Annotated in this window: 26 protein-coding genes; 24 read left to right on the top strand and 2 right to left on the bottom strand. The window is 42.6% G+C overall.

The window, feature by feature from the left end; genetic code table 11:
• The first annotated feature begins 1 nt into the window (after position 1).
• From tgt to secF, 4 genes are all read left to right on the top strand, one after another.
• Complete coding sequence (gene tgt, locus ACWU4D_RS16080; protein ID WP_456052464.1) at positions 2–1,132, top strand: tRNA guanosine(34) transglycosylase Tgt; 1,131 nt, start codon at positions 2–4, stop codon at positions 1,130–1,132.
• Positions 1,133–1,249: 117 nt separating this feature from the next.
• A complete protein-coding gene (gene yajC, locus ACWU4D_RS16075; protein ID WP_456052463.1) occupies positions 1,250–1,582 on the top strand; it encodes a preprotein translocase subunit YajC in 333 nt (110 codons plus the stop codon).
• A 20-nt stretch (positions 1,583–1,602) separates the two neighbouring features.
• Positions 1,603–3,462, top strand: coding sequence for a protein translocase subunit SecD (gene secD / locus ACWU4D_RS16070; RefSeq protein WP_456052462.1), 1,860 nt, complete (start codon positions 1,603–1,605; stop codon positions 3,460–3,462).
• 17 nt (positions 3,463–3,479) lie between these two features.
• Complete coding sequence (gene secF / locus ACWU4D_RS16065) at positions 3,480–4,430, top strand: protein translocase subunit SecF (protein WP_456052461.1); 951 nt, start codon at positions 3,480–3,482, stop codon at positions 4,428–4,430.
• A gap of 100 nt (positions 4,431–4,530) precedes the next feature.
• Here secF and suhB read toward each other — a convergent pair whose 3' ends face one another.
• Complete coding sequence (suhB, locus tag ACWU4D_RS16060; protein ID WP_456052460.1) at positions 4,531–5,334, bottom strand: inositol-1-monophosphatase; 804 nt, start codon at positions 5,332–5,334, stop codon at positions 4,531–4,533.
• Positions 5,335–5,517: 183 nt separating this feature from the next.
• On the opposite strand from suhB, the gene trmJ reads away from it, so the two are divergent.
• The 19 genes from trmJ (at position 5,518) to ACWU4D_RS15965 (ending at position 23,140) form a co-directional block, all read left to right on the top strand.
• Positions 5,518–6,252, top strand: a complete 735-nt coding sequence (gene trmJ, locus ACWU4D_RS16055; protein ID WP_456052459.1) for a tRNA (cytosine(32)/uridine(32)-2'-O)-methyltransferase TrmJ — start codon at positions 5,518–5,520, stop codon at positions 6,250–6,252.
• A 111-nt stretch (positions 6,253–6,363) separates the two neighbouring features.
• On the top strand, positions 6,364–6,861 hold the full coding sequence (gene iscR / locus ACWU4D_RS16050; RefSeq protein ID WP_456052458.1) for a Fe-S cluster assembly transcriptional regulator IscR: 498 nt from the start codon (positions 6,364–6,366) through the stop codon (positions 6,859–6,861).
• A gap of 26 nt (positions 6,862–6,887) precedes the next feature.
• Positions 6,888–8,102, top strand: coding sequence for an IscS subfamily cysteine desulfurase (locus ACWU4D_RS16045; RefSeq protein WP_456052457.1), 1,215 nt, complete (start codon positions 6,888–6,890; stop codon positions 8,100–8,102).
• A 29-nt stretch (positions 8,103–8,131) separates the two neighbouring features.
• Positions 8,132–8,515, top strand: coding sequence for a Fe-S cluster assembly scaffold IscU (gene iscU / locus ACWU4D_RS16040; protein WP_456052456.1), 384 nt, complete (start codon positions 8,132–8,134; stop codon positions 8,513–8,515).
• An 80-nt stretch (positions 8,516–8,595) separates the two neighbouring features.
• Complete coding sequence (gene iscA / locus ACWU4D_RS16035) at positions 8,596–8,919, top strand: iron-sulfur cluster assembly protein IscA (RefSeq protein ID WP_456052455.1); 324 nt, start codon at positions 8,596–8,598, stop codon at positions 8,917–8,919.
• 75 nt (positions 8,920–8,994) lie between these two features.
• Positions 8,995–9,510, top strand: a complete 516-nt coding sequence (hscB, locus tag ACWU4D_RS16030) for a co-chaperone HscB (protein ID WP_456052454.1) — start codon at positions 8,995–8,997, stop codon at positions 9,508–9,510.
• A 23-nt stretch (positions 9,511–9,533) separates the two neighbouring features.
• Complete coding sequence (hscA, locus tag ACWU4D_RS16025) at positions 9,534–11,390, top strand: Fe-S protein assembly chaperone HscA (RefSeq protein ID WP_456052453.1); 1,857 nt, start codon at positions 9,534–9,536, stop codon at positions 11,388–11,390.
• Positions 11,391–11,399: 9 nt separating this feature from the next.
• On the top strand, positions 11,400–11,738 hold the full coding sequence (gene fdx, locus ACWU4D_RS16020; protein ID WP_456052452.1) for an ISC system 2Fe-2S type ferredoxin: 339 nt from the start codon (positions 11,400–11,402) through the stop codon (positions 11,736–11,738).
• A gap of 60 nt (positions 11,739–11,798) precedes the next feature.
• The gene (gene iscX / locus ACWU4D_RS16015; RefSeq protein ID WP_456052451.1) at positions 11,799–11,993 is read left to right on the top strand and encodes a Fe-S cluster assembly protein IscX; all 195 of its coding nucleotides are present in this window, start codon (positions 11,799–11,801) and stop codon (positions 11,991–11,993) included.
• 172 nt (positions 11,994–12,165) lie between these two features.
• Entirely contained in the window at positions 12,166–13,461 is a 1,296-nt protein-coding gene (pepB, locus tag ACWU4D_RS16010) for an aminopeptidase PepB (protein ID WP_456052450.1), read from the top strand.
• Between the two features lie 69 nt (positions 13,462–13,530).
• A complete protein-coding gene (gene ndk, locus ACWU4D_RS16005) occupies positions 13,531–13,959 on the top strand; it encodes a nucleoside-diphosphate kinase (protein WP_456052449.1) in 429 nt (142 codons plus the stop codon).
• Between the two features lie 196 nt (positions 13,960–14,155).
• Entirely contained in the window at positions 14,156–15,277 is a 1,122-nt protein-coding gene (locus ACWU4D_RS16000) for a bifunctional tRNA (adenosine(37)-C2)-methyltransferase TrmG/ribosomal RNA large subunit methyltransferase RlmN (RefSeq protein WP_456052448.1), read from the top strand.
• A 301-nt stretch (positions 15,278–15,578) separates the two neighbouring features.
• Positions 15,579–16,541, top strand: a complete 963-nt coding sequence (locus ACWU4D_RS15995) for a RodZ domain-containing protein (protein ID WP_456052447.1) — start codon at positions 15,579–15,581, stop codon at positions 16,539–16,541.
• Positions 16,542–16,549: 8 nt separating this feature from the next.
• Entirely contained in the window at positions 16,550–17,674 is a 1,125-nt protein-coding gene (gene ispG, locus ACWU4D_RS15990; RefSeq protein WP_456052446.1) for a flavodoxin-dependent (E)-4-hydroxy-3-methylbut-2-enyl-diphosphate synthase, read from the top strand.
• 25 nt (positions 17,675–17,699) lie between these two features.
• Complete coding sequence (hisS, locus tag ACWU4D_RS15985; protein ID WP_456052445.1) at positions 17,700–18,968, top strand: histidine--tRNA ligase; 1,269 nt, start codon at positions 17,700–17,702, stop codon at positions 18,966–18,968.
• Positions 18,969–19,024: 56 nt separating this feature from the next.
• Entirely contained in the window at positions 19,025–19,639 is a 615-nt protein-coding gene (locus ACWU4D_RS15980; protein ID WP_456052444.1) for a YfgM family protein, read from the top strand.
• A gap of 9 nt (positions 19,640–19,648) precedes the next feature.
• The gene (gene bamB / locus ACWU4D_RS15975) at positions 19,649–20,806 is read left to right on the top strand and encodes an outer membrane protein assembly factor BamB (protein WP_456052443.1); all 1,158 of its coding nucleotides are present in this window, start codon (positions 19,649–19,651) and stop codon (positions 20,804–20,806) included.
• Positions 20,807–21,016: 210 nt separating this feature from the next.
• Positions 21,017–22,501, top strand: a complete 1,485-nt coding sequence (gene der / locus ACWU4D_RS15970) for a ribosome biogenesis GTPase Der (RefSeq protein ID WP_456052442.1) — start codon at positions 21,017–21,019, stop codon at positions 22,499–22,501.
• A gap of 414 nt (positions 22,502–22,915) precedes the next feature.
• The gene (locus tag ACWU4D_RS15965) at positions 22,916–23,140 is read left to right on the top strand and encodes a zinc ribbon domain-containing protein (protein ID WP_456052441.1); all 225 of its coding nucleotides are present in this window, start codon (positions 22,916–22,918) and stop codon (positions 23,138–23,140) included.
• A 2-nt stretch (positions 23,141–23,142) separates the two neighbouring features.
• Here ACWU4D_RS15965 and xseA read toward each other — a convergent pair whose 3' ends face one another.
• Positions 23,143–24,474: an exodeoxyribonuclease VII large subunit gene (gene xseA, locus ACWU4D_RS15960; protein ID WP_456052493.1), complete on the bottom strand. Its 1,332-nt coding sequence runs from the start codon at positions 24,472–24,474 to the stop codon at positions 23,143–23,145.
• 212 nt (positions 24,475–24,686) lie between these two features.
• Here xseA and guaB point away from each other — a divergent pair, with 212 nt between their 5' ends.
• A complete protein-coding gene (gene guaB, locus ACWU4D_RS15955) occupies positions 24,687–26,150 on the top strand; it encodes an IMP dehydrogenase (protein WP_456052440.1) in 1,464 nt (487 codons plus the stop codon).
• Positions 26,151–26,208: the final 58 nt, after the last annotated feature.

Here is a 26,208-nt window from a genome sequence, read left to right as displayed (position 1 = left end):
TGTGAAGTTAACATTTGATTTAAAAAAGACTAACGGAAATGCTCGTCGCGGGCAGCTTCAGTTTGAACGTGGTTCTGTACAAACCCCGGCATTTATGCCTGTTGGGACATATGGAACAGTGAAAGGCATGACACCAGAGGAAGTGGCTGAAACGGGCGCTGAAATTCTATTAGGGAATACGTTCCACCTTTGGTTACGTCCTGGACAAGAAGTAATGAAAATGCACGGCGACTTGCATGACTTTATGAATTGGAAAGGACCGATCTTAACGGATTCGGGCGGCTTTCAGGTGTTTAGCCTTGGTGATATTCGTAAGATCACCGAAGAAGGCGTGCATTTTAGAAACCCGGTAAATGGTGAGAAAATCTTCATGGATGCAGAAAAGTCGATGGAGATTCAACATGATCTCGGCTCTGATGTCGTGATGATTTTCGATGAGTGTACCCCTTATCCAGCGACTCATGATGAAGCCAAAAAATCGATGGAAATGTCACTGCGTTGGGCACAACGTTCTCGTGATCATTTTGATAAACTAGGGAACCAAAACTCGTTGTTCGGAATCGTACAAGGCGGAGTGTATGAAAATCTTCGCGATGTCTCGGTAAAAGGGTTAACGGAAATTGGCTTTGATGGTTACGCTGTTGGTGGTTTAGCCGTTGGTGAACCGAAAGAAGATATGCATCGTATTTTGGAGCACACTTGTCCACAGTTGCCTCAAGATAAACCTCGCTACTTAATGGGTGTAGGTAAACCAGAGGATCTAGTGGAAGGCGTGCGTCGTGGCGTCGATATGTTTGATTGTGTTATGCCTACTCGTAACGCAAGAAACGGCCATTTATTTGTAACTGGTGGCGTGGTTAAGATTCGCAACGCAAAACACAAAGTTGATACTACGGCTTTGGATCCTGAGTGTGACTGTTACACCTGTAAAAATTACTCGAAGTCGTATTTGCACCATTTAGACAAATGTAATGAAATCTTAGGTGCGCGTTTGAATACCATACATAACTTGCGCTATTACCAACGTCTGATGGAAAGTATTCGTACTGCCATTGATGAAGATCGTTTTGACCAGTTTGTAGAAGAGTTTTATGCTCGTCGAGATCGTGACGTACCGCCGATCGGTAAATAATAATCGACGAATTAGGCGAAAAATTGATGCTGTAAAGGCAAAAATAGTTGAAAATCGTCTAATTCAACCCAATACACAATTGAATTACAACACAACAATATCTTAGAGGAAGTTTTAATGAGTTTTATATCAGTTGCTCACGCTGCAGGTGAACCTGCTCCACAAGGTGGTGGTTTTGAAATGTTCATCATGCTTGGCTTATTTGCTGTTATTTTCTATTTTATGATTTATCGCCCACAGGCAAAACGCACAAAGGATCATAAAAATCTAATGGCTTCGATGTCTAAAGGCGATGAGGTTCTAACTAACGGCGGACTAATCGGTAAGATTGTCAAAGTTTCTGAAGAGAATGATTTTATCTCTATCGAACTTAATCCAAACAACACAGTTGTGATTAAGAAAGATTACGTTACAGCTGTACTTCCAAAAGGTACGCTTAAGTCTTTATAAACAGCTAGAGGATCCTCGCTGTGCTAAACCGTTATCCGTTATGGAAATATATAATGGTGGTATTGGTGATCGCCACTACCGCTCTTTATGCACTTCCAAATCTCTACGGTGAAGATCCAGCTATTCAAGTAACCGGAGCGCGTGGCGCTTCTGTTACTATGTCTACGTTGGATACTGTCACTCAAGCTCTTGATAAAGAGAGTCTTTCCTATAAATCGGCTGCCCTTGAAAATGGCTCGATATTAGTTCGCTTTAATGAAACTGATACGCAAATTAATGCTCGTGATGTCATCACTGAAGCATTAACAGGCGAATCGGCTGTTGTTGCATTAAACCTTGCGGCGGCTACCCCAGATTGGCTTTCGTCAATTGGTGGTTCACCAATGAAGCTCGGACTTGATCTACGTGGCGGGGTGCATTTCTTAATGGAAGTGGACATGAACGCCGCTATGGAGAAGCTGATTTCCCAAGAAGAAGATGCAATTCGTACCGAACTACGCGAGGAAAGTCTGCGTTATAGTTCTATTCGAGTCATCGATAACCAATGGGTAGAAGCAGCCTTTCGTAGTGAAGAGTTAGCGGATAAAGCATTATCGGTGTTGAGATCAAACCATCAGGATATGACCTTCACAACTCAGGCTGCAAATGGTCGCTTCAATGTAAGAGGGCAATATACCGAAGCTCGCTTACAAGAAGTACGTAATTATGCGGTCGAGCAAAATATTACGATATTACGTAACCGTGTTAATGAGCTTGGTGTTGCTGAGCCGCTAGTTCAACGCCAAGGTGCAAGTCGTATCGTAGTTGAATTACCGGGTGTACAAGATACAGCTCGTGCCAAAGAAATTTTGGGTGCGACGGCAACTCTAGAGTTCCGTGAAGTTGACTCAAGCGTAGATTTGGTTGCCGCTGCTGCTGGACGTGTTCCCGCAGGACGTGAAATAAAGCCTGATCGTGATGGGCGTCCGGTCGTATTGCTAAAACGCGTTATCTTAGGTGGCTCAAGTATTACCGACGCAAGTTCGAGCAGCGATGAATATGGTCGTCCTCAGGTAAATATTTCGCTTGATAGTGAAGGTGGCAATAAAATGGCCAACTTCTCTAAAAATAATGTCGGTAAGTTAATGGCGACCGTTTTTGCAGAATACAAAGACAGTGGTCGTAAGACTGAAGACGGCAAAGTTATTCTTGCTAAAAATGAAGAAGTGATTAACCAAGCGACGATTCAAACCGCACTTGGACGTAGCTTCCGTATTACGGGTATAGATTCGGCTTCTGAAGCTCATAATCTTGCATTGTTATTACGTGCTGGTGCTCTAATTGCACCGATTTCAATAGTTGAAGAGCGAACCATTGGTCCTTCTATGGGGCAGCAGAACATTGACCAAGGTATCCAAGCGTGTATCTGGGGTATGGTTGCTGTAATGCTATTTGCGATTGTCTATTATCGTAAGTTTGGTGTTATTGCTAACGTCGCGCTTTTGGCGAACCTTATTTGTATCGTAGGTATTATGTCGATGATTCCTGGAGCGACGATGACGTTACCTGGTATTGCCGGTATCGTATTGACTGTTGGTATGGCCGTGGATGCAAACGTACTGATATTTGAACGTATTCGTGAAGAGTTGCGTGAGGGTAAGAACCCACAACAAGCAATTCATCAAGGTTATGCAAATGCCTTTAGTACGATTGCCGATGCCAATATCACCACTTTGATAACCGCGATTATTCTATTTGCTGTCGGTACAGGTGCAATCAAGGGCTTTGCCGTAACACTATCGATTGGTATTTTGACTTCAATGTTTACCGCGATTGTTGGTACACGTTGCATCGTCAATTTTGCTTACGGCGGTAAGCGAATCAAGAAATTGTCGATCTAAGGGGTTAGTCAAAAGATATGTTTCAATTATTAAAGACCAATAACATCATCGACTTCATGCGCTGGTCGAAGTTTGCGTTTATTTTCTCTATCGTTTTGATCATTGGATCGATTGCGACTGTTTCAACAAAAGGACTCAATTGGGGACTCGACTTTACTGGCGGGACTTTGATTGAAGTTGGATTTGAAGAGCCAGCTGATCTTGAATTGGTTCGAGCTTCGCTTGATAGCAATGGTTTTGGCGATGCAACGGTTCAAAACTTTGGTTCAGCTAGAGAGGTATTGGTTCGTTTACGACCTCGAGCAGAGCTTTCTGGCGAAACGTTGGGAAATCAAATTCTTGATTCGATAAAACAAGGTACTGGAGAGCAGGTTGAAATGCGCCGTATCGAGTTTGTCGGGCCAAATGTTGGTGACGAACTGACCGAAGCGGGTGGTTTAGCAATCATTGCGTCACTGTTGTGTATTTTGATGTATGTGACGTTTCGTTTTGAATGGCGTTTATCGGCAGGTGCTGTATTGGCCTTAGCCCATGACGTTACTATAACGCTTGGTGTATTTTCACTTCTTCAAATTGAAGTAGACCTTACAATTGTTGCTGCGTTGCTTACCGTTGTTGGTTATTCATTGAATGATACCATCGTTGTATTTGACCGGATTCGTGAAAACTTCCGTAAAATGCGTAAAGGCGAACCAGCACATGTAATGAACAACTCCATAACACAAACGTTAAGTCGAACCTTGATTACATCAGCAACGACCTTATTCGTTGTTGTTGCACTGTTCATGAAAGGTGGGGCATTAATTCACGGTTTTGCACTTGCACTATTGCTTGGTATTACAGTTGGTACTTACTCTTCAATCTACGTTGCTTCGGCTCTAGCATTGAAACTGGGTATTACTCGTGAACACTTGATGCCACCTCAAATTGAGAAAGAAGGCGCCGATCAAGACGAGCTATTACCATAATCTGGTCTTAGATTAAGAGTTAAATCACTATAAGTGATAGGCATAAAAAAACCGCTGAAGATTCAGCGGTTTTTTTGTTTATAAAGAGAGCGTTACTGGATTATTTAAGAAGCGCTTCACTTCCATTTTCGCGAATATGCTTAAGAATGGATTTAACCAAACGTGGGCTAGATGCGACAATATTTCCAGACTTCATATAATCAGTGCCACCAGAGAAATCGGTAACGATCGCACCAGCTTCACGAGCAATCAAATCCCCAGCAGCGATGTCCCAAGGTTTCAAACCGATTTCAAAGAAACCATCTACACGGTTGGCTGAGAAATAACACAAATCAAGCGCAGCAGAACCAGTGCGGCGGAAGTCAGCGACTTCAGAAAATAGTGAAGAAATGATTTTTAGATATGATTCAGCATGTTGCTTTTGTTTCGCTGGGAATCCAGTCGCCAAAATCGTACCTGAAAGCTCTTTTTTCAGCGCAACACGAAGACGCATGTTGTTAAGCTGAGCACCTGAACCACGAGTGGCAGAAAATAGCTCGTTACGGATCGGATCATACACACAGCCAACTTCCGTTTTGCCTTTCATACGAACGGCAATTGAAATAGCAAAATGAGGGAAACCATTGATAAAGTTTGATGTGCCATCCAGTGGGTCGATGATCCATTGTACTTCTTTATCTCTTCCTTCAATTGCGCCACTTTCCTCTGCCATAATGCAGTGGTCAGGGTAAGCAGTTTGAATGATATCGATAATAATGGCTTCAGCTTCTTTGTCGATATTAGTAACAAAGTCATTATTGCCTTTTGATGATGCGATGATGGCATCAGTATTTTCTAGCGATTTAACTATATGATTGCCTGCTTTTCGCGCAGCGCGAATAGCAATGTTTAGCATTGGATGCATACGTATTTCCCAGCGGATGTTAAAGAACGAAAAAGCGACGGCGAGTATACCAAAGTAATCAAAAAAGGGAAGTGGTTAAATTATGTTCTATTGACGAATGTAGTTCGGTCTGTAGGAACACTTTTCTTGTTGATGTGGTATATTTCCCTTCTAAAATTCCCTACTCTAAGGATGCATTTTTTCATGCTCGATCAAGTTAACGTTGTTCTCGTTGGGACGTCTCATTCCGGTAATATCGGATCTGCGGCTCGTGCAATGAAAGTAATGGGGTTGAGCCGTATGATATTGGTCGATCCACAGTGTGAAGTGGATGCTCAAGCTATTGCGCTCGCGGCAGGTGCAAGTGATATTGCGTTAAATGCTCGCATCGTTGAGACAGTGGCGGAAGCAGTACAAGAGTGTGGCTTAGTGGTAGGAACGAGTGCTCGCTCGCGAACTCTAGATTGGCCGATGATGAATTCAAGAGAATGTGGTGAGAAGCTTGCTCAAGAAGGCCAGCGCCATCAAGTCGCTTTAGTTTTTGGTCGCGAACGCACTGGCTTAACCAATGAAGAGTTGCAACTTTGTCATTATCATGTCGCAATTCCAGCGAACCCAGAATACAGTTCACTGAATTTGGCGATGGCAGTACAAACGCTTAGTTATGAAATACGGATGGCATATCTTGATAACGAGTCAAAAAAAGCAACGGTTGAGCAAGAGATAAAAGACTACCCACATCACAAAGAGTTGGAAATGTTCTATCAACACCTTGAAAGTGTCTTAGTGAATACCCAGTTTATAGAGCAAGATAAGCCAAACCAAGTTATGAATAAATTACGCCGTCTATATAGTCGTGCCCGACCAGAATCACAAGAACTAAACATTATGCGTGGCATTCTAACTGCGATAAATAAGTCGATTATACTGAAGAAATAACCTTGCTGAGTTAGGGGGTAAATACTTGACTAAAATAGTCAAATTAATACTTGACCATTTTAGTCAGGTATGAAAAAATTCTGTCCACATAAACGGTGTGGAAAATAGAATATGAGACTTACATCAAAAGGAAGATATGCAGTTACTGCGATACTCGACGTAGCTCTGAATTCACAAGATAACCCCGTCCCATTGGCGGATATCTCCGAACGTCAGGGAATTTCGCTGTCTTACCTAGAGCAATTATTTGCTAAGTTACGTAAAGCAGGCTTGGTAGCAAGTGTACGTGGTCCGGGAGGTGGTTATCGCCTCGGTCAGGAACCCGATACTATTTCGGTTGGTCATGTCATTGATGCAGTTGATGAATCCGTTGATGCCACGAAATGCGCAGGTAAAGGCGATTGCCAAGGCGGGGTTCGCTGCTTAACACACACATTATGGTGTGATTTAAGCTCTCGCATTAGCGATTTCCTCAATAACATAACTCTTGGTCAATTGATGGTAGACAATAATGTCTTAGATATTGCAGACCGCCAAGAAATCGAATTAACAGTAAATCATGGACATGCGACTCAAAGCGTTAATTCAAACGTTAGTGTTCGTTCATAGTCGTTTTGTCTACATTGGAGTAAAGAATGAAACTGCCTATTTATTTTGATTATTCAGCAACATGTCCTGTTGATCAACGCGTTGCCGAAAAAATGGTTCAATGCATGACGATGGATGGAAATTTTGGAAATCCAGCTTCTCGTTCACATCGTTATGGTTGGCAGGCAGAGGAAGTGGTAGACACGGCACGTGAGCAAATTGCTGATTTGTTGAATGCAGATCCTCGAGAAATTGTGTTTACCTCTGGAGCAACAGAGTCTGATAACCTTGCCATTAAGGGTGCTGCTCACTTTTATGGCAAGAAAGGCAAGCATATTATTACCTGTAAAACCGAGCATAAAGCGGTTTTAGATCCATGTCGTCAATTAGAACGTGAAGGCTTTGAAGTTACTTACCTCGCACCTGAAAGCAATGGATTAATCGATCTTGCTAAATTAGAAGCGGCGATGCGTGAAGACACTATTCTCGTGTCTATTATGCATGTGAATAATGAAATTGGTGTGATACAAGATATCGCAGCAATTGGTGAGTTATGCCGTGAGCGTAAAGTTGTATTCCATGTTGATGCGGCTCAGTCAGCGGGTAAGCTACCGATTGATGTTCAAGAACTTAAAGTAGATTTAATTTCACTTTCTGCTCATAAAATATACGGTCCTAAAGGTATTGGTGCTTTATATGTAAGCCGTAAACCTCGTATCCGTTTAGAAGCGCAGATGCATGGTGGTGGCCATGAACGTGGTTTCCGTTCTGGTACTCTTGCAACTCACCAAATTGTTGGAATGGGCGAAGCTTTCCGAGTTGCAAAACTCGATATGCAAAAGGATTATGATCATGCACTCGCGCTGCGTAATCGTTTGTTAGAGGGTGTAAAAGATATGGAAGCCGTCACCGTCAATGGTGATCTAGAGCAACGTGTTCCTCACAACTTAAATGTAAGCTTTGCCTTTGTTGAAGGTGAGTCTCTATTAATGTCACTAAAAGATCTAGCAGTGTCATCTGGTAGCGCATGTACGTCGGCGAGCCTTGAACCGTCTTATGTATTACGAGCATTAGGTCTCGATGATGAACTTGCACACAGCTCAGTACGCTTTTCTTTCGGTCGTTTTACCACTGAAGAGGAAATCGATTATGCTGTGGAACAAATTCGAGTAGCAGTAACGAAATTACGCGACATGTCACCTCTATGGGATATGTATAAAGAGGGAGTTGATTTAAGCACCGTAGAATGGGCGCATCACTAATCACTTCAAACAGATAGAGGGAAATAATTATGGCTTATAGCGAAAAAGTAATCGATCATTACGAAAATCCACGCAACGTTGGCGCTTTTGATAAAGAAGATCCAAGTATTGGTAGTGGTATGGTTGGCGCACCCGCATGTGGTGATGTAATGAAACTTCAGATCAAAGTATCTGAAGAGGGCATTATCGAAGATGCTAAGTTTAAAACGTACGGTTGTGGTAGTGCAATCGCATCGAGTTCGTTGGTAACAGAGTGGGTAAAAGGCAAGTCACTTGAAGAAGCGGCCGCATTGAAGAACTCTGAAATTGCAGAAGAGCTTGAGCTTCCTCCGGTAAAAGTTCACTGTTCAATTCTTGCAGAAGATGCGATTAAGGCAGCTGTTGCCGATTACAAGCAAAAGCACGACGCATAACAAGTAGTCTGATTGGGAGTCTCAGATAGACTCCCAATTTAATTTATTTCAATTATTTATATTTTTTAAGGTTTAGCGGTATGGGCATCACATTATCAGAAGCTGCTGCAACACGAGTTAGAAACTTTTTGGATAACCGTGGAAAAGGCTTTGGCCTGCGTTTAGGCGTTAGAACTACTGGCTGTTCTGGTATGGCCTATGTGCTTGAATTTGTAGATGATGTAAATGAAGAAGATCAAGTCTTCGAAGATCACGGAGTTAACGTTGTTGTTGACCCTAAAAGTTTGGTTTATCTCGATGGCACTCAACTTGATTATGTTAAACAAGGCTTAAATGAAGGCTTTGAATTTAACAACCCAAATATTAAAGGCGAGTGTGGTTGTGGCGAGAGCTTCAACGTTTAAATTGAACGATGCTAGCGCGAAACGTTAATTTATGTTGTTAGCGGTGAACACCGAAAGTTCAGGATTAAATCTTCCATGAGTTATTTCAAATTATTTGAGCTGCCAGAACATTTTTCACTTGATGGCAGTTTTCTCGCTTCTCAGTTCCGAGAGTTGCAAAAGCGTTTTCATCCAGACAATGTTGCCACGGGTAGTGAGAAAGAAAAGTTGGCAGCTGTTCAAAAAGCGTCTGAAATCAATGATGCTTATCAAGTATTGAAGAACCCTATCACTCGAGCAGAGTATATGTTGGCCATCAATGGTGTTGATATCCGTGGTGAGCAGCAAACAATGCAAGATCCCGAATTTTTAATGCAACAGATGCTTTTACGAGAAGAGCTAGAAGAGATTGAATCTTCCAGTGATGTGGAAGCTGCACTGTTTGACTTTGATGGTAAGGTTGGGGAACAGTATAAAGCCATGCTTAAGGCTGTGGCGGTTGAATTAGAAGAATCTCAATGGAATCAAGCAGCATCAACCGTACGAAAGCTCAAATTTATTGCCAAACTAAAAGATGAAGTGGCGCGAGTAGAAGATAGATTACTCGGGTAACGTCAATATAAAAGGAACGTTCAATGGCATTACTTCAAATCGCTGAACCAGGGCAAAGCTCTGCTCCTCATCAGCATAAATTGGCGGCAGGTATCGATTTAGGAACCACAAACTCTTTGGTTACCACGGTACGAAGCGGCGATGCTCAAGCTTTACGTGATGAGCATGGCGAAGCCATTCTTCCTTCAGTTGTGCATTACAGTGCAGAAGAGACATTGGTAGGGTATGCGGCTAAGGCGAAAGCGCAAGCCGATCCTGTGAATACGATTATTTCGGTTAAACGCCTTATTGGTCGTTCGCTTGATGACATTAAGCAGCGCTACCCCGATGTGCCTCACGAATTTTTATCGAGTGAAAACGGGTTACCAATACTTCAAACACCAGCCGGAGATAAGAATCCAGTTCAAGTCTCTGCCGATATATTAAGGGCGCTTGGCCAACGAGCTGAACGTGCGCTAGATGGTGAACTTGCTGGCGTTGTAATCACGGTTCCTGCGTATTTCGATGATGCTCAGCGTGCGAGTACCAAAGACGCGGCAACACTTGCTGGGCTGCATGTTTTACGTTTACTCAATGAACCAACGGCAGCCGCTATTGCTTACGGTCTCGATTCTGGTCAAGAAGGTGTTATTGCCGTTTACGATTTAGGTGGTGGTACCTTTGATATCTCGATTCTTCGATTATCCAAAGGGGTATTTGAAGTTTTAGCGACCGGTGGTGACTCGGCTTTAGGCGGAGATGACTTTGACCAACTTATTGCTGATCATATTAAAGAACAAGCTGGCCTCAGTGGTAAACTCGGTGCCAGTGAGTATCGAGCACTTGTTGATGCGGCAAATGAAGCTAAAGTGGCACTTTCAAGTGACACTTCCACTTCTGTTTCGGTATTGGGATGGAACGGTACGATTACTCGCGATCAAATGAATGAACTGATTACACCATTAGTGAAGAAGACACTACTTTCTTGTCGTCGTGCACTAAAAGATGCTGATGTAAGCAGTGATGATGTTCTTCAAGTGGTTATGGTCGGTGGTTCGACTCGTACTCTGTTGGTACGTGAAATGGTCGGAGATTTCTTCGGTCGAGAGCCACTTACTAGCATCAACCCAGATGAAGTGGTTGCGATTGGTGCTGGCATTCAAGCCGACATTTTGGTTGGCAATAAGCCCGATTCTGAAATGCTATTACTCGATGTTATCCCATTGTCACTTGGTATTGAAACCATGGGCGGTCTTGTTGAAAAGATCATCCCTCGTAATACCACGATTCCAGTTGCACGTGCCCAAGAATTTACCACATTCAAAGATGGTCAAACGGCAATGACGGTGCACACAGTGCAAGGCGAACGGGAGATGGTTGATGATTGTCGTTCATTAGCTCGCTTTGCTCTGAAAGGTATCCCACCAATGACGGCTGGTGCTGCTCATATTCGAGTGACCTACCAAGTGGATGCTGATGGGTTATTGTCGGTAACCGCGATGGAAAAAAGCACGGGCGTTCACGCAGAAATCCAAGTGAAACCTTCTTATGGTTTGAGTGACGATGAAGTGGCAAATATGCTCACCGACTCTATGACATTCGCTGAGCAAGACATGCAGCTTCGAGCACTAACTGAGCAGAGAGTTGAATCTGATCGGGTTATCGAAGGGTTGATCGCGGCGATGCAAGCAGATGGAGATGAGTTGCTCTCAGAACAAGAACGAAATGTCATTCTTGAATCCATCGAGTCCTTAATCGTCTTACGTAATGGTGAAGATGCCGATGCCATTGAGCAAGGTATCAAAGACATAGATAAAGTGAGCCAAGATTTTGCATCGCGTCGAATGGATAAATCTATTCGTGCTGCGCTCGCTGGCCAATCTGTAAATGAATTAGAGTAGAGAAAAAAGATGCCAAAGATTATTGTTCTACCTCATGAAGAACTTTGCCCAGAAGGTGCGGTACTTGAAGCAAAGACCGGTGAAACCGTACTAGATGTTGCCTTGAAAAACGGCATTGCTATTGAACACGCTTGCGAGAAATCGTGCGCTTGTACGACCTGTCATGTGATTGTTCGTGAGGGGTTTGACTCATTGCCTGAAAGTGATGAGTTGGAAGATGATATGCTCGACAAAGCATGGGGACTGGAGCCTGAATCTCGCCTTGGTTGTCAAGCTTCTGTCACTAATGAAGACTTGGTGGTTGAAATTCCGAAGTACACGTTAAACCACGCGTCTGAAGATCATTAATTCATTTACCCACGCGAGCGTTATTCGTGTAGGCGATATGCTGATAGATAGGATAAGACTATGAAATGGACAGATTCCCGAGACATAGCCATTGAGCTGTGCGAGCTATACCCAGATCTTGAACCAAAGAATGTACGCTTTACCGATTTACATCAATGGATTCTGGATTTAGAAGATTTCGATGATGAGCCAGAGCGATCAAATGAAAAAATTTTAGAAGCCGTCATTTTGTGTTGGATGGATGAGATGGATTAGGCCGCCAACATGGTGTTTTAAATCACAAATTAATGATTATTTAGAGAAAAAGCGGACGTTTGTTCGCTTTTTTTTATTCAGTTGACATATTTGTCGTTGATAATGCAACATCATTAAGTAATGGTATGAATCTAATGGTGAAAATAACACCACCTATGGACAAGGAGAAACCATGTCTCAACAAATGTCAGTGTATTTATCTCGTAAATCAGCCCCGACTCAATGGGGTGAAAAGGCAATCGTCTCATATTCAGAAAATGGCACCACTATTCACCTTAGCTCCATGCAACCAAGCCTTCAAACTATTCAGCGAGCAGCAAGAAAAATTGACTCTCAGGGACTACGCAATGTCATATTGGCAGGGGAAGGGTGGGATCTTGAATCGATTTGGTCTTTTTACCTAGGTTACCGGGAAGCAAAGAAACTAAATAAGCTTGAGTGGAGTGATCTTGACGCCAATGCAACGGTTGAACTTGAGTCTCGCATTAAAGCCGCAAATTGGACATGTGACATTATTAATCGCAGTGCTGAAGAAGTTGGGCCAAGGCAGCTCGCCACTATGGCAGCAGAATTTATTAAGAGTCTCGCGCCTGAGCATGTTTCGTTTAAAGTGGTGAAAGACAAAGATTTGTTGACCGAAGGTTGGGCTGGGATATTTGCAGTTGGACGTGGTTCAGAGCGCACGTCTGCGATGTTACAGCTGGATTACAACCCAACAGGTGATGAGAATGCTCCCGTTGCCGCATGTTTGGTTGGGAAAGGAATTACGTTTGATTCTGGTGGTTATAGCCTTAAACCGTCCAATATGATGACCGCAATGAAAACCGATATGGGAGGAGCTGCAACTGTAACCGGTGGTCTTGCACTAGCCATTATGCGCGGTCTGAATCAACGGGTGAAACTCGTTCTATGTTGTGCTGAAAATATGGTGTCTGGTCATGCGTTGAAATTGGGCGACATTATTACGTATAAAAACGGGAAAACCGTTGAAATAATGAATACAGATGCAGAAGGGCGTCTAGTTTTGGCAGATGGATTAATTTATGCGAGTGAGCAAAATCCAAAACTGATCATCGATTGCGCGACTTTGACGGGCTCTGCAAAACATGCATTAGGCAATGATTATCACGCGTTGTTTAGCTTCGATGAAAAGCTTTCATCGACTGCGCTAAAAGTCGCGAAATCAGAGAACGAAGGATTATGGCCTTTGCCACTAGAGCCATTCCATCGTGATATGCTGCCTTCGAATTTTGCCGACCTATCAAATATCAGTTCCGGTGACTATTCACCAGGAGCGACGACCGCTGCCGCATTTTTGTCATACTTTGTGGACAACTACCAACAAGGTTGGCTACATTTTGATTGTGCAGCGACTTACCGTAAGTCAGCTTCTGAGCGTTGGGCTGCAGGTGCTACGGGTACAGGGATACGAACTTTGGCTGGTATTCTCAACACCCTAGCTAAGTAAATTGGATAGATAAAAAAGAATAATCAAATAGTTAGCATTAAATAATAACGATAAAAAGGATAGAATAATATGGCTCTAGAAAGAACATTTTCAATTGTAAAACCTGATGCTGTAAAGCGTAATTTAGTCGGTGAAATTTATAACCGTATAGAAAAAGCTGGCTTGCAAATCATTGCGGCTAAAATGGTTCAACTTACTGAAGAGCAAGCGAGTAGCTTTTATGCTGAACATGAAGGAAAACCATTTTTTGAAGGTCTAAAAGAGCTGATGACATCTGGACCAATAATGGTTCAAGTGCTTGAAGGTGAAAATGCTATCAGCCGCTATCGTGAACTTATGGGTAAAACTAATCCAGAAGAAGCGGCTTGCGGTACTATCCGAGCTGATTATGCGATAAGCATGCGCTTAAATTCCGTTCATGGTAGTGACAGTACTGCTTCAGCAGCTCGTGAAATCGAGTTCTTTTTTCCACAATCTGAAATCTGTCCTCGCCAGTAACTCCTAAATCTTTACCTCGATTGAATGGGCTTTTGCTAGAAAAAGCAGAAGCCTATTTCTTCCTAAATTCACGTTTCTAATGAATTTATAGTTAAATCAATATCATGTTAATTCTCACCCAATCGAGCGCTTGTTGTCGGTGTTTAAAGGCTGTACAATTCGCGCCCTAATTTTGTGTTTGGTGTAGTGAGGTTTCATGACTATTCGTAAAGTCAATTTGCTTGATTTTGATCGAGAAGGAATGCGTACGTTTTTTTCTGAAGAGCTAGGAGAAAAGGCATTTCGTGCTGATCAAGTGATGAAGTGGATCTACCATTTTGGCTACGATGACTTTGAGCTGATGAGTAACATCAACAAAAAGTTACGTGAAAAACTGATGCGTCACTGCGAAATAATCGCTCCTACTGTTTCTGAAGCACAGCACTCCACAGATGGCACGATAAAATGGGCAATGAAAGTTGGCGACCAAGACGTGGAGACGGTTTACATTCCCGATGAAGATCGTGCCACACTCTGTGTTTCGTCACAGGTTGGGTGTGCGTTGGAATGTAAGTTTTGCTCGACGGCACAACAGGGATTTAATCGCAACCTTAGAGTGTCTGAAATTATTGGACAGGTTTGGCGAGCTGCCCGTGAAATTGGTCTACAGAAAGAAACAGGGCGTCGACCTATTACCAACATTGTAATGATGGGCATGGGTGAACCATTACTTAATATGAAAAACCTCATTCCGTCATTAGAAATAATGCTCGATGACTTGGGGTTTGGTTTATCAAAACGTCGCATTACCGTGTCGACATCGGGTGTGGTGTCGGGTCTTGACCAAATGACTGACCGTATCGATGTCGCGTTGGCAATCTCATTGCATGCACCGAATGACAAACTCCGTAGTGAGATTATGCCAATTAATGATCGTTGGGATATCGAAGACTTTTTAAGTTCTGTGCGCCGCTATATTGCAACGTCCAATGCTAATCGAGGCAAAGTAACGGTAGAATATGTACTACTCGATCATATTAATGATGGAACAGAGCATGCTCATGAGTTAGCAGAACTCATGAAAGATACACCATGTAAGATTAATCTTATTCCGTTTAATCCTTATCCAGGATCCCCTTATAAAAAGCCAAGCAATTCTAGAATTGACCGTTTTATGAAAGCATTGATGAGTCACGATTATACTGTCACAGTGAGAAAAACACGTGGAGATGATATTGATGCGGCTTGTGGTCAGTTAGTAGGAGATGTCATCGATCGGACAAAACGTACTAAAACACAGGTATCTGGTAGCGATATTTCAGTCAAAACTGTATATTAATCAATTAAATCCAGATTTAGACTTGGGTATTGCATAATCTAGGCAGTTGTTTAAATATACAACTGTCAATATAGTGAAAAAGATCTAATTCACCGACTTGTAAATGTCGGTATTCCTGTTGTGTAACGCTAATTAATCTTTAGAATAACCAAATATATTAAATTCAGCTATATTTAAAAGGTTGAAGCATAAACAGTTTAAGAAATTAATATTTTGAACTCATAAATATTCTCCGCATAAAAAAAATAAATAATCGATACAGAATACTTATGACGTCACCAATAAGAGATAGAAACTGCGAATGAATAATGAATTGCTAGATATGCAACCTGAGGTTATAAAGCCACATATTCATGTGGTTGAGAAACCGGGCACATTGCTTTTGCAAAAACGAGAGTCACAAAACTTAACTCGAAAACATGTGGCTGAAAAGTTACGTCTAAGAGAAGCGGTTATTCAATCGTTAGATGACAGTGACTTTGATAGTATTGGTAAAGAGAAGACGTTTATTCGTGGTTACCTGAGATCGTATGCGCGTGTTGTTGGTGCTGATGAAAATGTGATTTTAGCGGCGTACGATTCTTATTGTGGAGAAGTTCCACAAGAAGTAGACATGAAAATGAAAAGCTTTTCTGAACGTACTAAACATGAAGCCAACAATAACCGACTTAACTACATTACATTCGGAGTCATATTCGTTGTTATTGGGATCTCTTCAATTTGGTGGTATCAAAATCAGTCCAACGATTCTCTATTATCTGATACCAATGCCACTCAAACGGCCCAAGTTGAATTACCAGCCGTAGAAGAAGTAGATAACATTGTAAAAACGACGAATACCGAAGTATTAAACCCAGCAGTAGAATCTCAAGCTGTTACTGTTGAACAAACAGAAGGTAGTTTTGAAGGTCCTGTCCGAGATGAGTCATCGAATCCTCCGGAATCTGTTATTTCAGAACAAGCGACAGAAAGCCTTTCTACAGAAGCGTCAAATGATGCAGTTTTAAAGGAACTCACTGAAGCAAGTGATTCACGCATTGTGATGACATTTAGCGCCGATTGCTGGATTCAGATAATCGATGCGACAGGAAAAACGTTGACTGTTGGCACTAAAAAGCCGAACCAAGTGGTTAGCTTAGATGGTCAGGCACCATTTAAAGTGATTTTAGGTGCGCCAGAAACCGTTTCTATGACATATTCAAGTGAACCTGTTGACCTTTCTCGGTATACTTCTGGTAAAGTAGCAAGATTCACCTTACCCTAGATAAAATTATGTCACATAACTCTCCTATAAAACGTCGCCAATCGACACGTATATACGTGGGTGACGTGCCGATCGGTGATGGTGCTCCCATTGCCGTTCAATCGATGACCAATACTCGAACAACTGATGTTGATGCTACGGTTGCTCAAATTCGTGCTCTAGAAAAAGTAGGCGCTGACATCGTTCGTGTTTCCGTTCCGACGATGGATGCAGCTGAAGCATTCAAACAAATCAAGCAGCAAATTTCTATCCCGCTCATCGCTGATATTCATTTCGATTATCGAATCGCCCTTCAGGTTGCTGAATATGGCGTGGATTGTCTGCGGATTAACCCAGGAAATATTGGCAACGAATCTCGGATCCGTTCAGTGGTTGATTGTGCCCGCGATAAAGGCATTCCAATTCGCATCGGGGTTAATGGCGGTTCTCTTGAGAAAGAGATTCAAGTCAAATACGGTGAACCAACTCCTGAAGCACTCGTTGAATCGGCAATGCGACACGTTGATATTTTAGATCGACTTAACTTCGACCAATTTAAAGTCAGTGTCAAAGCCTCCGATGTCTTTCTCGCAGTCGACTCGTATCGTTTACTCGCTCAGAAAATTGATCAACCTTTACACTTGGGTATTACAGAAGCGGGCGGGGCACGAGCAGGATCGGTCAAATCAGCCGTTGGTCTTGGAATGTTACTTTCTGAAGGCATTGGTGATACGTTACGAGTTTCGCTCGCAGCCGATCCAGTGGAAGAGATTAAAGTGGGCTTTGATATTTTGAAATCATTGCGAATCCGTTCGCGTGGTATCAATTTTATTGCTTGCCCAAGTTGTTCTCGTCAAGAATTTGATGTAATAGCAACAGTAAATGCATTGGAAGAGCGACTTGAAGATATCGTGACGCCAATGGATGTTTCGATTATCGGTTGTGTTGTAAATGGCCCTGGTGAAGCAGAAGTCTCTCATCTTGGTCTAGCTGGTGGTAATCGAAAAAGTGCATTTTATAGCGATGGTGTGCGTCAAAAAGAGCGATTTGATAATAACGATCTGATCTCGAACCTCGAGGCAAAAATTCGCGCAAAAGCCGCGATGATGGATCAATCCAATCAAATTCCAGTTGACCAGATCGACGACAATTAACTCATTAATTTTACGGTAACTTTACGTGGCTAAAACTATTCAAGCAATTCGAGGCATGAACGATTGCCTCCCATCTCAATCGCCACTTTGGCAAAAAGTAGAAAATGTCGTTAAAGGCGTGATTGCGTCTTACGGTTACAGTGAAATGCGGATGCCAATTGTCGAAATGACAAACCTATTCTGCCGAGCGATCGGTGAAGTCACTGATGTGGTTGAAAAGGAAATGTATACCTTTGATGATCGCAATGGTGATAGCTTGTCCCTTCGTCCAGAAGGTACGGCTGGGTGTATTCGCGCAGGTATCGAAAACGGCCTTCTGTATAATCAAGAACAGCGAGTTTGGTATATTGGACCTATGTTCCGCCACGAGCGCCCGCAGAAAGGTCGCTACCGTCAATTTCATCAATGTGGCGCAGAAGTCTTTGGCGTAGAAAGCCCAGATATTGATGCTGAACTGATTATGCTAACCGCTCGAATTTGGAAAGAGCTTGGCGTTGCGGAACACGTTCGTCTTGAACTCAACTCGATTGGGTCCTCAGAAGCACGTCAAGAATATCGTGTCGCGTTAATTGCCTATTTAGAGCAACATATGGATGTTCTGGATGAAGACTGTAAGCGACGCATGTATACCAATCCACTACGCGTTTTAGACAGTAAGAACCCGGATGTTCAAGCCATATTAGGTGATGCTCCGCAATTGTGTGATTACCTTGATGCGGATTCTCGCCAGCATTTTTCTGATTTATGTGAACTTCTAGACTCTGCTGGTATCGAATACACAGTAAATCAACGTCTCGTTCGTGGTTTGGATTACTATAACCGTACCGTATTTGAGTGGATCACTGAAAGTTTAGGTTCACAAGGAACAGTATGTGGTGGCGGGCGTTACGACGGATTGGTAGAACAACTCGGTGGTAAAGCAACCCCAGGAATTGGTTTTGCAATGGGGTTGGAACGTTTGGTTCTCCTTATGGAAACGTTGAACCAAGCCAGTGTTCGTCGTCAAGTTGATGTTTATATGGTTACCGCGGGCGAAGGAACAACAGCGGCTGGGTTTAAACTGGCGGAAGAGCTGCGCAGTACGATTCCTGGCATTCGTATTATGAATCACTGTGGTGGTGGCAACTTTAAGAAGCAATTTAAACGTGCCGATAAAGTTGGATCAGCCGTAGCATTGGTTTTAGGTGAAAATGAAGTCGCCGATAATACAGTTGTGTATAAAGACTTGGTTGGTGGCCAACAAGAGACGATGCAACAAGCTGAGATCATCGTTAAGCTACAATCCATTATTTAATTTTCTGTTGTGGACAATAAGGTTCACAATAATCATTTGCGTAAAGAGGGCACCAAGTGGAACTCTACGATACCGAAGAACAACAAGTAGAAGCGATTAAAAGCTGGTGGGAAGAAAACGGCAAAGCCGTGATTATTGGCACTGTAGTCGGTTTAAGTGCGATTGGCGGTTGGAACTTTTATCAATCATCAACACAAGATGCGAGAGAAGCTGCGTCAAAGAGCTACGAATCTACAATTGCTGAATTAGGCAAAAATGGCGCGTCCGCACAGGAAAGTGTTCAGACATTTATTAACTCGAACAGTGATTCTGAATATGCGTCATTGGCTGCGATTCAGTTGGCTAAGGCTCAAATCGAAGCAAAAGAGCTCGATCAAGCATTGGTTCAACTAGAGTGGGTTAAATCAAACAGCGGTGATGAAGCATTGAAAACCATTGCTGGTTATCGTATCGCTCGTATTTCTGCTGAGCAAACTAATTACGATAAAGCGTTAGCAGAGCTTAAAGCAATAACTCATGAGGGATGGCAAGGACGAGTCTTAGAATTAAAAGGCGATGTCGTGTTGGCTCAAGGGGATAAAGACGCTGCGTATATTGCTTATACACAAGCACAGCAAGAAAATGATGCGAGTCAGTTGCTAAAACTAAAACTAGATGATCTCGCTAAATAAGGGCAAAGCATGACTAGATGGTTGAAACATCTATTCGTCGTCGCGACGATTACTGGCGCTGTAGTTGGATGTTCTAGTGAAACGGACACCGTTGTTATGGTTCCAGTACCAGAGGTTAATAGCAAGTTTTTGCCAACTGAGCTTTGGCACACTAGCATTAGTGACGGTGTCGAACACTACTATTCCAAATTGAAGCCAGTTTACGCCTATGAAAGAATTTATTTGGCAAGTAGAAACGGTGAGGTGAAAGCTATTTCACCAAGCGACGGTAAGACAATTTGGAAGACTAAGATCGATTCAGAGAGCGTCCCTCGGTTATCCGGCGGAATCAGTGTTTCCAGTAATACTTTATATATTGGAAGCGAAAACGGCGTGGTTTACGCCATTAACGCTCTGACTGGAGAGGCGACGTGGAAGAGTAAAGTTTCCGGCGAAGTTCTTTCTACTCCTGCAATTGACGCAGGTTTAGTTATTGTGAATACCAGTGAAGGTACGTTAATAGCTCTTGACCAAACGACGGGTGCTCAGCGTTGGACTATCGCATCTGAAGTGCCTAATCTGACTTTACGTGGTGACAGTTCACCTCTTGCTTTATCCGGTGGGATTTTCTGGGGAACACCAAATGGACGTTTAGCTGCTGCCATTTCATCGCACGGTCAAATGATTTGGCAACAAACGGTGGGAACACCAAAAGGTGCGACAGAAATTGAACGTTTAGTCGATGTAGACTCAAGCCCATTGGCTATTGGCGGAATATTATACTCTATTGGATACAACGGGCAGTTAGTTGCGGTTGATCTACGAAGTAGTAAAGTGTCTTGGAAACGTCCATATTCATCAGCATCCGATATGGCAACCGATGGCGGCAGACTTTTCATTGTGGCCGACCACGATCATCTAGTCGCGGTTGATTCGCGCAGTGGTGCTGAACTTTGGACGAATAAAGAGTTAGAAAACCGTTTATTGACCAATCCTGTTGTCCTCAACGATTATTTAGTTGTTGGTGATAGTGAAGGTTATCTATATTGGTTGGAGCGTTCGACCGGGAATTTTGTTGCTCGCCAGTTTATCGACGAAAGTGGATTAGCCGTGGCACCAATTGAATTGCCAGATGGTTACTTAGTGATTACCCGAAATGGTGATGTTAAGAAACTGACGATCGAATAATATTTCGTGATATACTCCCGATCTAGGCTCCTGGCTGTTAACAGTTAGGGGCCATTTTATTGATATGTATTTATCATTTATCATGTTGTTAAAAATTTAATTAGCATCACAGAGTATTATCTTATACCTGCGTCTGGTCCATTGATGGAATATAGCCGCATAGTTTAGGTCTAAGACATATTCAGATTTATAGATTTTCTAGAGGTTATTATGGTTCCTGTTATCGCACTCGTTGGTCGACCCAATGTTGGTAAATCAACACTTTTTAACCGATTAACTCGGACACGAGATGCATTGGTAGCAGACTTTCCTGGACTGACGCGAGATCGTAAGTACGGTCAAGCGAAGTTGGAAGAGCAAGACTATATTGTCATTGATACTGGTGGTATTGATGGTGATGAAGTGGGCGTTGAATCGGAAATGGCCAAACAATCGCTTCTTGCAATGGAAGAAGCGGATATCGTGTTATTTCTTGTTGATGGCCGAGCTGGTTTAACCGCCTCCGATCAAGCTATCGCACAACATCTTCGTCAAACCGACAAACCTTCTTTTCTTGTTATCAATAAAGTTGATGGTATCGATGCTGATCAGGCTGGTGCTGATTTTTGGCAATTGGGTATGGACCAGATGTATCATATTGCGGCCGCTCATGGACGCGGTGTTACGGCACTCATCGAACATGTACTAAACCCATTTATACAAGCATCACGTGCTGAAGAGCTTCAAGATTTAACCGGAATCGAAGACAGCGAATTCGATGATAGCCATGAATATACTGAAGAAGAAGCCGAAGCTGAGCATAAACGCCTACAAGATCAACCAATTAAGCTCGCTATTATTGGTCGTCCAAATGTGGGCAAATCAACACTAACCAACCGTATTCTCGGTGAAGAACGTGTCATTGTTTATGATATGCCGGGTACAACCCGTGATTCGATTTATATTCCTATGCAACGGAATGAGCGCGAATATGTCCTGATTGATACCGCAGGTGTTCGCCGTCGTAAGCGTATTAATGAAACGGTAGAAAAGTTCTCAGTGGTAAAAACGCTGAAAGCTATTGAAGATGCTAACGTTGTTTTATTGATTATTGATGCGCGAGAAAATATCTCTGATCAAGATTTGAGCCTGCTTGGGTTTACGTTAAACGCAGGGCGCTCAATAGTGATTGCTGTTAATAAATGGGATGGATTAGATACTGACGTAAAAGATAATGTGAAAAAAGAATTGGATCGCCGACTTGGTTTTGTCGATTTTTCTAGAATTCATTTTATCTCAGCACTACATGGTACTGGTGTTGGTCACTTATTTGAATCGGTTGAAGAAGCCTATAAATCTGCGACAACACGAGTCAGTACTTCGATCTTGACTCGAATTTTAACGATGGCCAAAGATGATCACCAACCACCAATGGTTCGTGGACGCCGAGTAAAGCTGAAATATGCTCACGCTGGTGGATACAATCCTCCTATTATCGTTGTTCATGGAAACTTAGTGAAAGAGCTACCTGACTCGTATAAGCGATATTTAATGAACTACTATCGTAAATCTCTGGAAATCATGGGTACTCCAATTCAGATTCGTTTCCAAAGCAGCGAGAATCCTTACGAAATGAAAACTGAGAAGAAGACATTATCGCAAGAGAGAAAGCGCAAAAAGCTGATGTCGATGATGCAGAATCGGAACAAAAAATAGTGAGAAAACCCAGACCAATTAGTCTGGGTTTTTTATTTTTAGGCTACTTTAGGAAGCATAATTCTGCTCTATCCAAGTTACATTGTTATGTTTTTTGATTGTGATCTATTTATAAAATATCGTTAAGTGTATATTTAAATAACCATTTAGGTTTTTATACCATGTAAAATACAAATACAGCACATGTAACTTATGCTTTCGGTATGTGGTTATATAAATGTTCTTTTTAGGGTAGATCGCTGATCAGTTGGTTGAAAGCAGAAGATCAGATTAGGATCTTATTTTATCACAATCCGATCTTTTTCTTCAATTTACTGATTAAACTGAGACCAACTGATAGAGATCATATTGGCTATTTTTCCGATGCAATAATATAAATACAGTTTTCAAAGGTAAAAGAGTAAAGGATAAAAAATGAGTGAGAATCATTGTCCTAGTTGTAACAAGGAACTTGAGTGGGATGGTGAATATCATTGCTCGAGCTGTGACAGCCACTTCAAGAAAATTGGTTATTGCCCTAAATGCGATGCTGAACTTGAGAAATTACAAGCGTGTGGTGCCGCTGGCTACTTTTGCAATAGTTGTAATGAATTGAAATCAAGATCAAAAATACATTTTAAGTTCAATAAGTTGGATTAAGCTTAATCTATGGTTGAATGAATTTCACCATCAATTAATCGTGTAATCAGTTTATCACCAGAAGAGACTTGGCTAGCTTGGGTAACGAGTTGGCCTTTTTCATTTTGGGTGATTGAATAGCCGCGTTTTAAGGTTGCAAGTGGGCTAACCGCATCTAAGGTTTCTACCGAAAGAGCGAGTTGATGTTTTGCATTGATAAGCTGAGTGTTCATCGAATCAATCAAGCGTTGTTCACGTTGAGTAAGTGAGTGGCTTTCTTGGTTCAAGCGCTTTTGCGGAGATTGAATTTTTAACTGATAGTTTAATCGATCTAAGCTTTGAGAATGTCGATTAAGGATCCGCTCGATAGCGCGACGTATACGTAGGCTAAGTTCGTCGAGCTGTTGCACTTGACGCTGTAAACGATATTTAGGGTGTTGTCGATCTAGTGTTGCTTGTAGACGCTGAGATTGGCGTAGTCGATTACTTAGGTAGTGGCGAACGGCAGAATTCAATTTCTGCTGATAATGCGTAAAGTTCGCATACTTGTGACTGTTGTCTCGGCTTACAAGTTCGGCAGCTGCAGAGGGTGTTGGCGCTCTAACGTCGGCAACAAAATCAGAAATGGTTACATCGACCTCATGTCCCACAGCACTAACGATAGGAATCTGGCTTGAAGCAATCGTGCGTGCAACAATTTCATGGTTAAAACACCACAAATCCTCTAAAGAGCCGCCACCACGCCCAACGATCAATACATCACATTCATTGCGCTCATTTGCTCTGCCTATGGTTTGCGCAATCGAAAAGGCGGCTTGCTCTCCTTGTACCATTGTTGGATAGATAATAACGGGAAGAGAAGGGTCGCGTCGTTTGAGCACATCGAGGATATCGTAGAGCGCCGCGCCGGTTTTCGACGTAATGAGACCAACACAATTTGGGTTCTCTGGTAATGGCTGCTTATTACCTTGAGCAAACAACCCTTCGGCTGCAAGCTTCATTTTTAACTCATCAAATTGCTGTTGTAATAAACCATCGCCTTCTGGTTGCATACTTTCGATGATCAGTTGGTAATCACCTCTTGGTTCATATAGCGATAACCGAGCTCTAACTAAAACTTGTTGTCCATTTTTAGGTTTTATAGTGACTGAGCGGTTATTCCCACGAAACATCGCACATTTCACTTGAGCACGAGAGTCTTTTAGAGTGAGGTACCAATGGCCAGAAACGGGAGCGGAAAAATTAGAAATTTCACCTATCAACCAGACGATGCCCATTTCATTTTCAAGGAGCAAACGCACTTCTGCATTGAGGCGAGAGACAGTAAAAATATTTTCGTTTCTTGAAGAAAGCACAGCGAGTATTGAGGCCGAAAGGATGGAAAGTAGCGGCAATATAATACATATCAAGGGGGGTAATGCAAATAAAAATTTAAAATATGTGTAGTAAAACTGATATTGCAAATGTATAATCCGTCCGCAATATCAAATCCAAAACGTATCGTTACTTTAGCGACATAGATTGGATTTTTGTTCTTTTTAACCCCCTTGGTTGTGAGATATTGCAAATGTTACGAATCGCCAAAGAAGCTCTTACTTTTGATGACGTGTTACTCGTCCCCGCTCATTCTACGGTACTTCCTAATACCGCGGAACTTCGCACACAGTTAACAAAAACCATTACGTTAAATATCCCAATGATTTCTGCATCGATGGATACAGTGACAGAGGCTCGTTTAGCGATCGCATTAGCTCAAGAAGGCGGTATCGGCTTTATTCATAAGAATATGTCGATTGAAGAGCAAGCTCATCAAGTTCACCAAGTGAAGATTTTCGAAGCTGGTATGGTGACCTCCCCAATTACCGTTAACCCTGAAGCAACTATTGCCGACGTTATCGCGTTAACTGAGAAAAATGGCTTTGCTGGTTTCCCTGTTGTTAATCAAAGCCAAGAACTTGTTGGTATTATTACGGGTCGTGATATTCGCTTTGTAACCGAACTGCAGAAAAAAGTTGCCGACGTTATGACGCCAAAAAAAGACTTGGTTACGGTAACGGTTGGTGCATCTCCAGAAGAAGTACAAGAGAAAATGCACGACGCTCGTGTTGAAAAAGTTCTTGTTGTGAATGAAGACTTCAAACTTGCCGGTATGATTACCGCGAAAGATTTCCATAAAGCAGAACGTAAGCCTAATGCATGTAAAGATGAGCAAGGTCGCCTTCGAGTTGGCGCTGCAGTTGGCGCTGCTGCTGGAAATGAAGAGCGAGTTGCTGCTCTTGCTGAAGCGGGCGTTGATGTTTTACTTATCGACTCTTCACACGGTCATTCAGAAGGCGTTTTACAACGAATTCGTGAAACTCGCGCAGCCTACCCAGATTTGCAAATTATCGGTGGTAACGTTGCGACAGGTGAAGGTGCTCGTGCACTGATCGAAGCTGGCGTAAGTGCTGTTAAAGTAGGTATTGGCCCTGGCTCAATCTGTACAACTCGTATTGTTACCGGTGTTGGTGTTCCACAAATTACTGCGATTTCAGATGCCGCAGAAGTGGCGAATGAATATGGCGTTCCTGTTATTGCCGATGGTGGTATCCGTTTCTCTGGTGATATCAGTAAAGCGATTGCAGCAGGTGCTTCGTGTGTCATGGTTGGTTCAATGTTCGCCGGTACTGAAGAAGCACCGGGTGAAGTGATTCTGTTCCAAGGCCGTTCTTACAAATCTTATCGTGGAATGGGCTCTTTAGGCGCGATGTCTAAAGGATCGTCAGATCGCTATTTCCAAACTGATAATGCAGCAGACAAATTGGTTCCTGAAGGAATCGAAGGTCGCATCGCATACAAAGGCCGCTTGAAAGAAATTATTCACCAGCAAATGGGTGGGCTACGCTCATGTATGGGCTTAACTGGCTCGGCTACGGTTGAAGATTTACGTACTAAAGCAGAGTTTGTTCGAATCTCTGGTGCAGGTATTCAAGAATCTCACGTTCATGATGTACAAATCACTAAAGAAGCACCTAACTACCAACGCGGCTAAGCAAGTAGCAAACGTTTGCTTTTTTGCTTGATGATGAATAATGAGGCGGGTAGACTCG

It is taken from the genome of Vibrio phycocola (assembly GCF_053850235.1).
Note: the sequence above shows the minus strand (reverse complement) of the source record. Positions and strands in the feature narration are given on the sequence as shown.

Coding starts and splice junctions, on each gene's coding strand:
- yajC (WP_456052463.1), top strand. CDS start 1,250: ATGAGTTTTATATCAGTTGCTCACGCTGCAGGTGAACCTGCTCCACAA.
- guaB (WP_456052440.1), top strand. CDS start 24,687: ATGTTACGAATCGCCAAAGAAGCTCTTACTTTTGATGACGTGTTACTC.
- hscA (WP_456052453.1), top strand. CDS start 9,534: ATGGCATTACTTCAAATCGCTGAACCAGGGCAAAGCTCTGCTCCTCAT.
- ACWU4D_RS15965 (WP_456052441.1), top strand. CDS start 22,916: ATGAGTGAGAATCATTGTCCTAGTTGTAACAAGGAACTTGAGTGGGAT.
- ndk (WP_456052449.1), top strand. CDS start 13,531: ATGGCTCTAGAAAGAACATTTTCAATTGTAAAACCTGATGCTGTAAAG.
- ACWU4D_RS15995 (WP_456052447.1), top strand. CDS start 15,579: ATGAATAATGAATTGCTAGATATGCAACCTGAGGTTATAAAGCCACAT.
- ispG (WP_456052446.1), top strand. CDS start 16,550: ATGTCACATAACTCTCCTATAAAACGTCGCCAATCGACACGTATATAC.
- ACWU4D_RS16045 (WP_456052457.1), top strand. CDS start 6,888: ATGAAACTGCCTATTTATTTTGATTATTCAGCAACATGTCCTGTTGAT.
- hscB (WP_456052454.1), top strand. CDS start 8,995: ATGAGTTATTTCAAATTATTTGAGCTGCCAGAACATTTTTCACTTGAT.
- iscR (WP_456052458.1), top strand. CDS start 6,364: ATGAGACTTACATCAAAAGGAAGATATGCAGTTACTGCGATACTCGAC.
- pepB (WP_456052450.1), top strand. CDS start 12,166: ATGTCTCAACAAATGTCAGTGTATTTATCTCGTAAATCAGCCCCGACT.
- fdx (WP_456052452.1), top strand. CDS start 11,400: ATGCCAAAGATTATTGTTCTACCTCATGAAGAACTTTGCCCAGAAGGT.
- bamB (WP_456052443.1), top strand. CDS start 19,649: ATGACTAGATGGTTGAAACATCTATTCGTCGTCGCGACGATTACTGGC.
- secF (WP_456052461.1), top strand. CDS start 3,480: ATGTTTCAATTATTAAAGACCAATAACATCATCGACTTCATGCGCTGG.
- der (WP_456052442.1), top strand. CDS start 21,017: ATGGTTCCTGTTATCGCACTCGTTGGTCGACCCAATGTTGGTAAATCA.
- iscX (WP_456052451.1), top strand. CDS start 11,799: ATGAAATGGACAGATTCCCGAGACATAGCCATTGAGCTGTGCGAGCTA.
- suhB (WP_456052460.1), bottom strand. CDS start 5,334: ATGCATCCAATGCTAAACATTGCTATTCGCGCTGCGCGAAAAGCAGGC.
- ACWU4D_RS16000 (WP_456052448.1), top strand. CDS start 14,156: ATGACTATTCGTAAAGTCAATTTGCTTGATTTTGATCGAGAAGGAATG.
- iscU (WP_456052456.1), top strand. CDS start 8,132: ATGGCTTATAGCGAAAAAGTAATCGATCATTACGAAAATCCACGCAAC.
- trmJ (WP_456052459.1), top strand. CDS start 5,518: ATGCTCGATCAAGTTAACGTTGTTCTCGTTGGGACGTCTCATTCCGGT.
- iscA (WP_456052455.1), top strand. CDS start 8,596: ATGGGCATCACATTATCAGAAGCTGCTGCAACACGAGTTAGAAACTTT.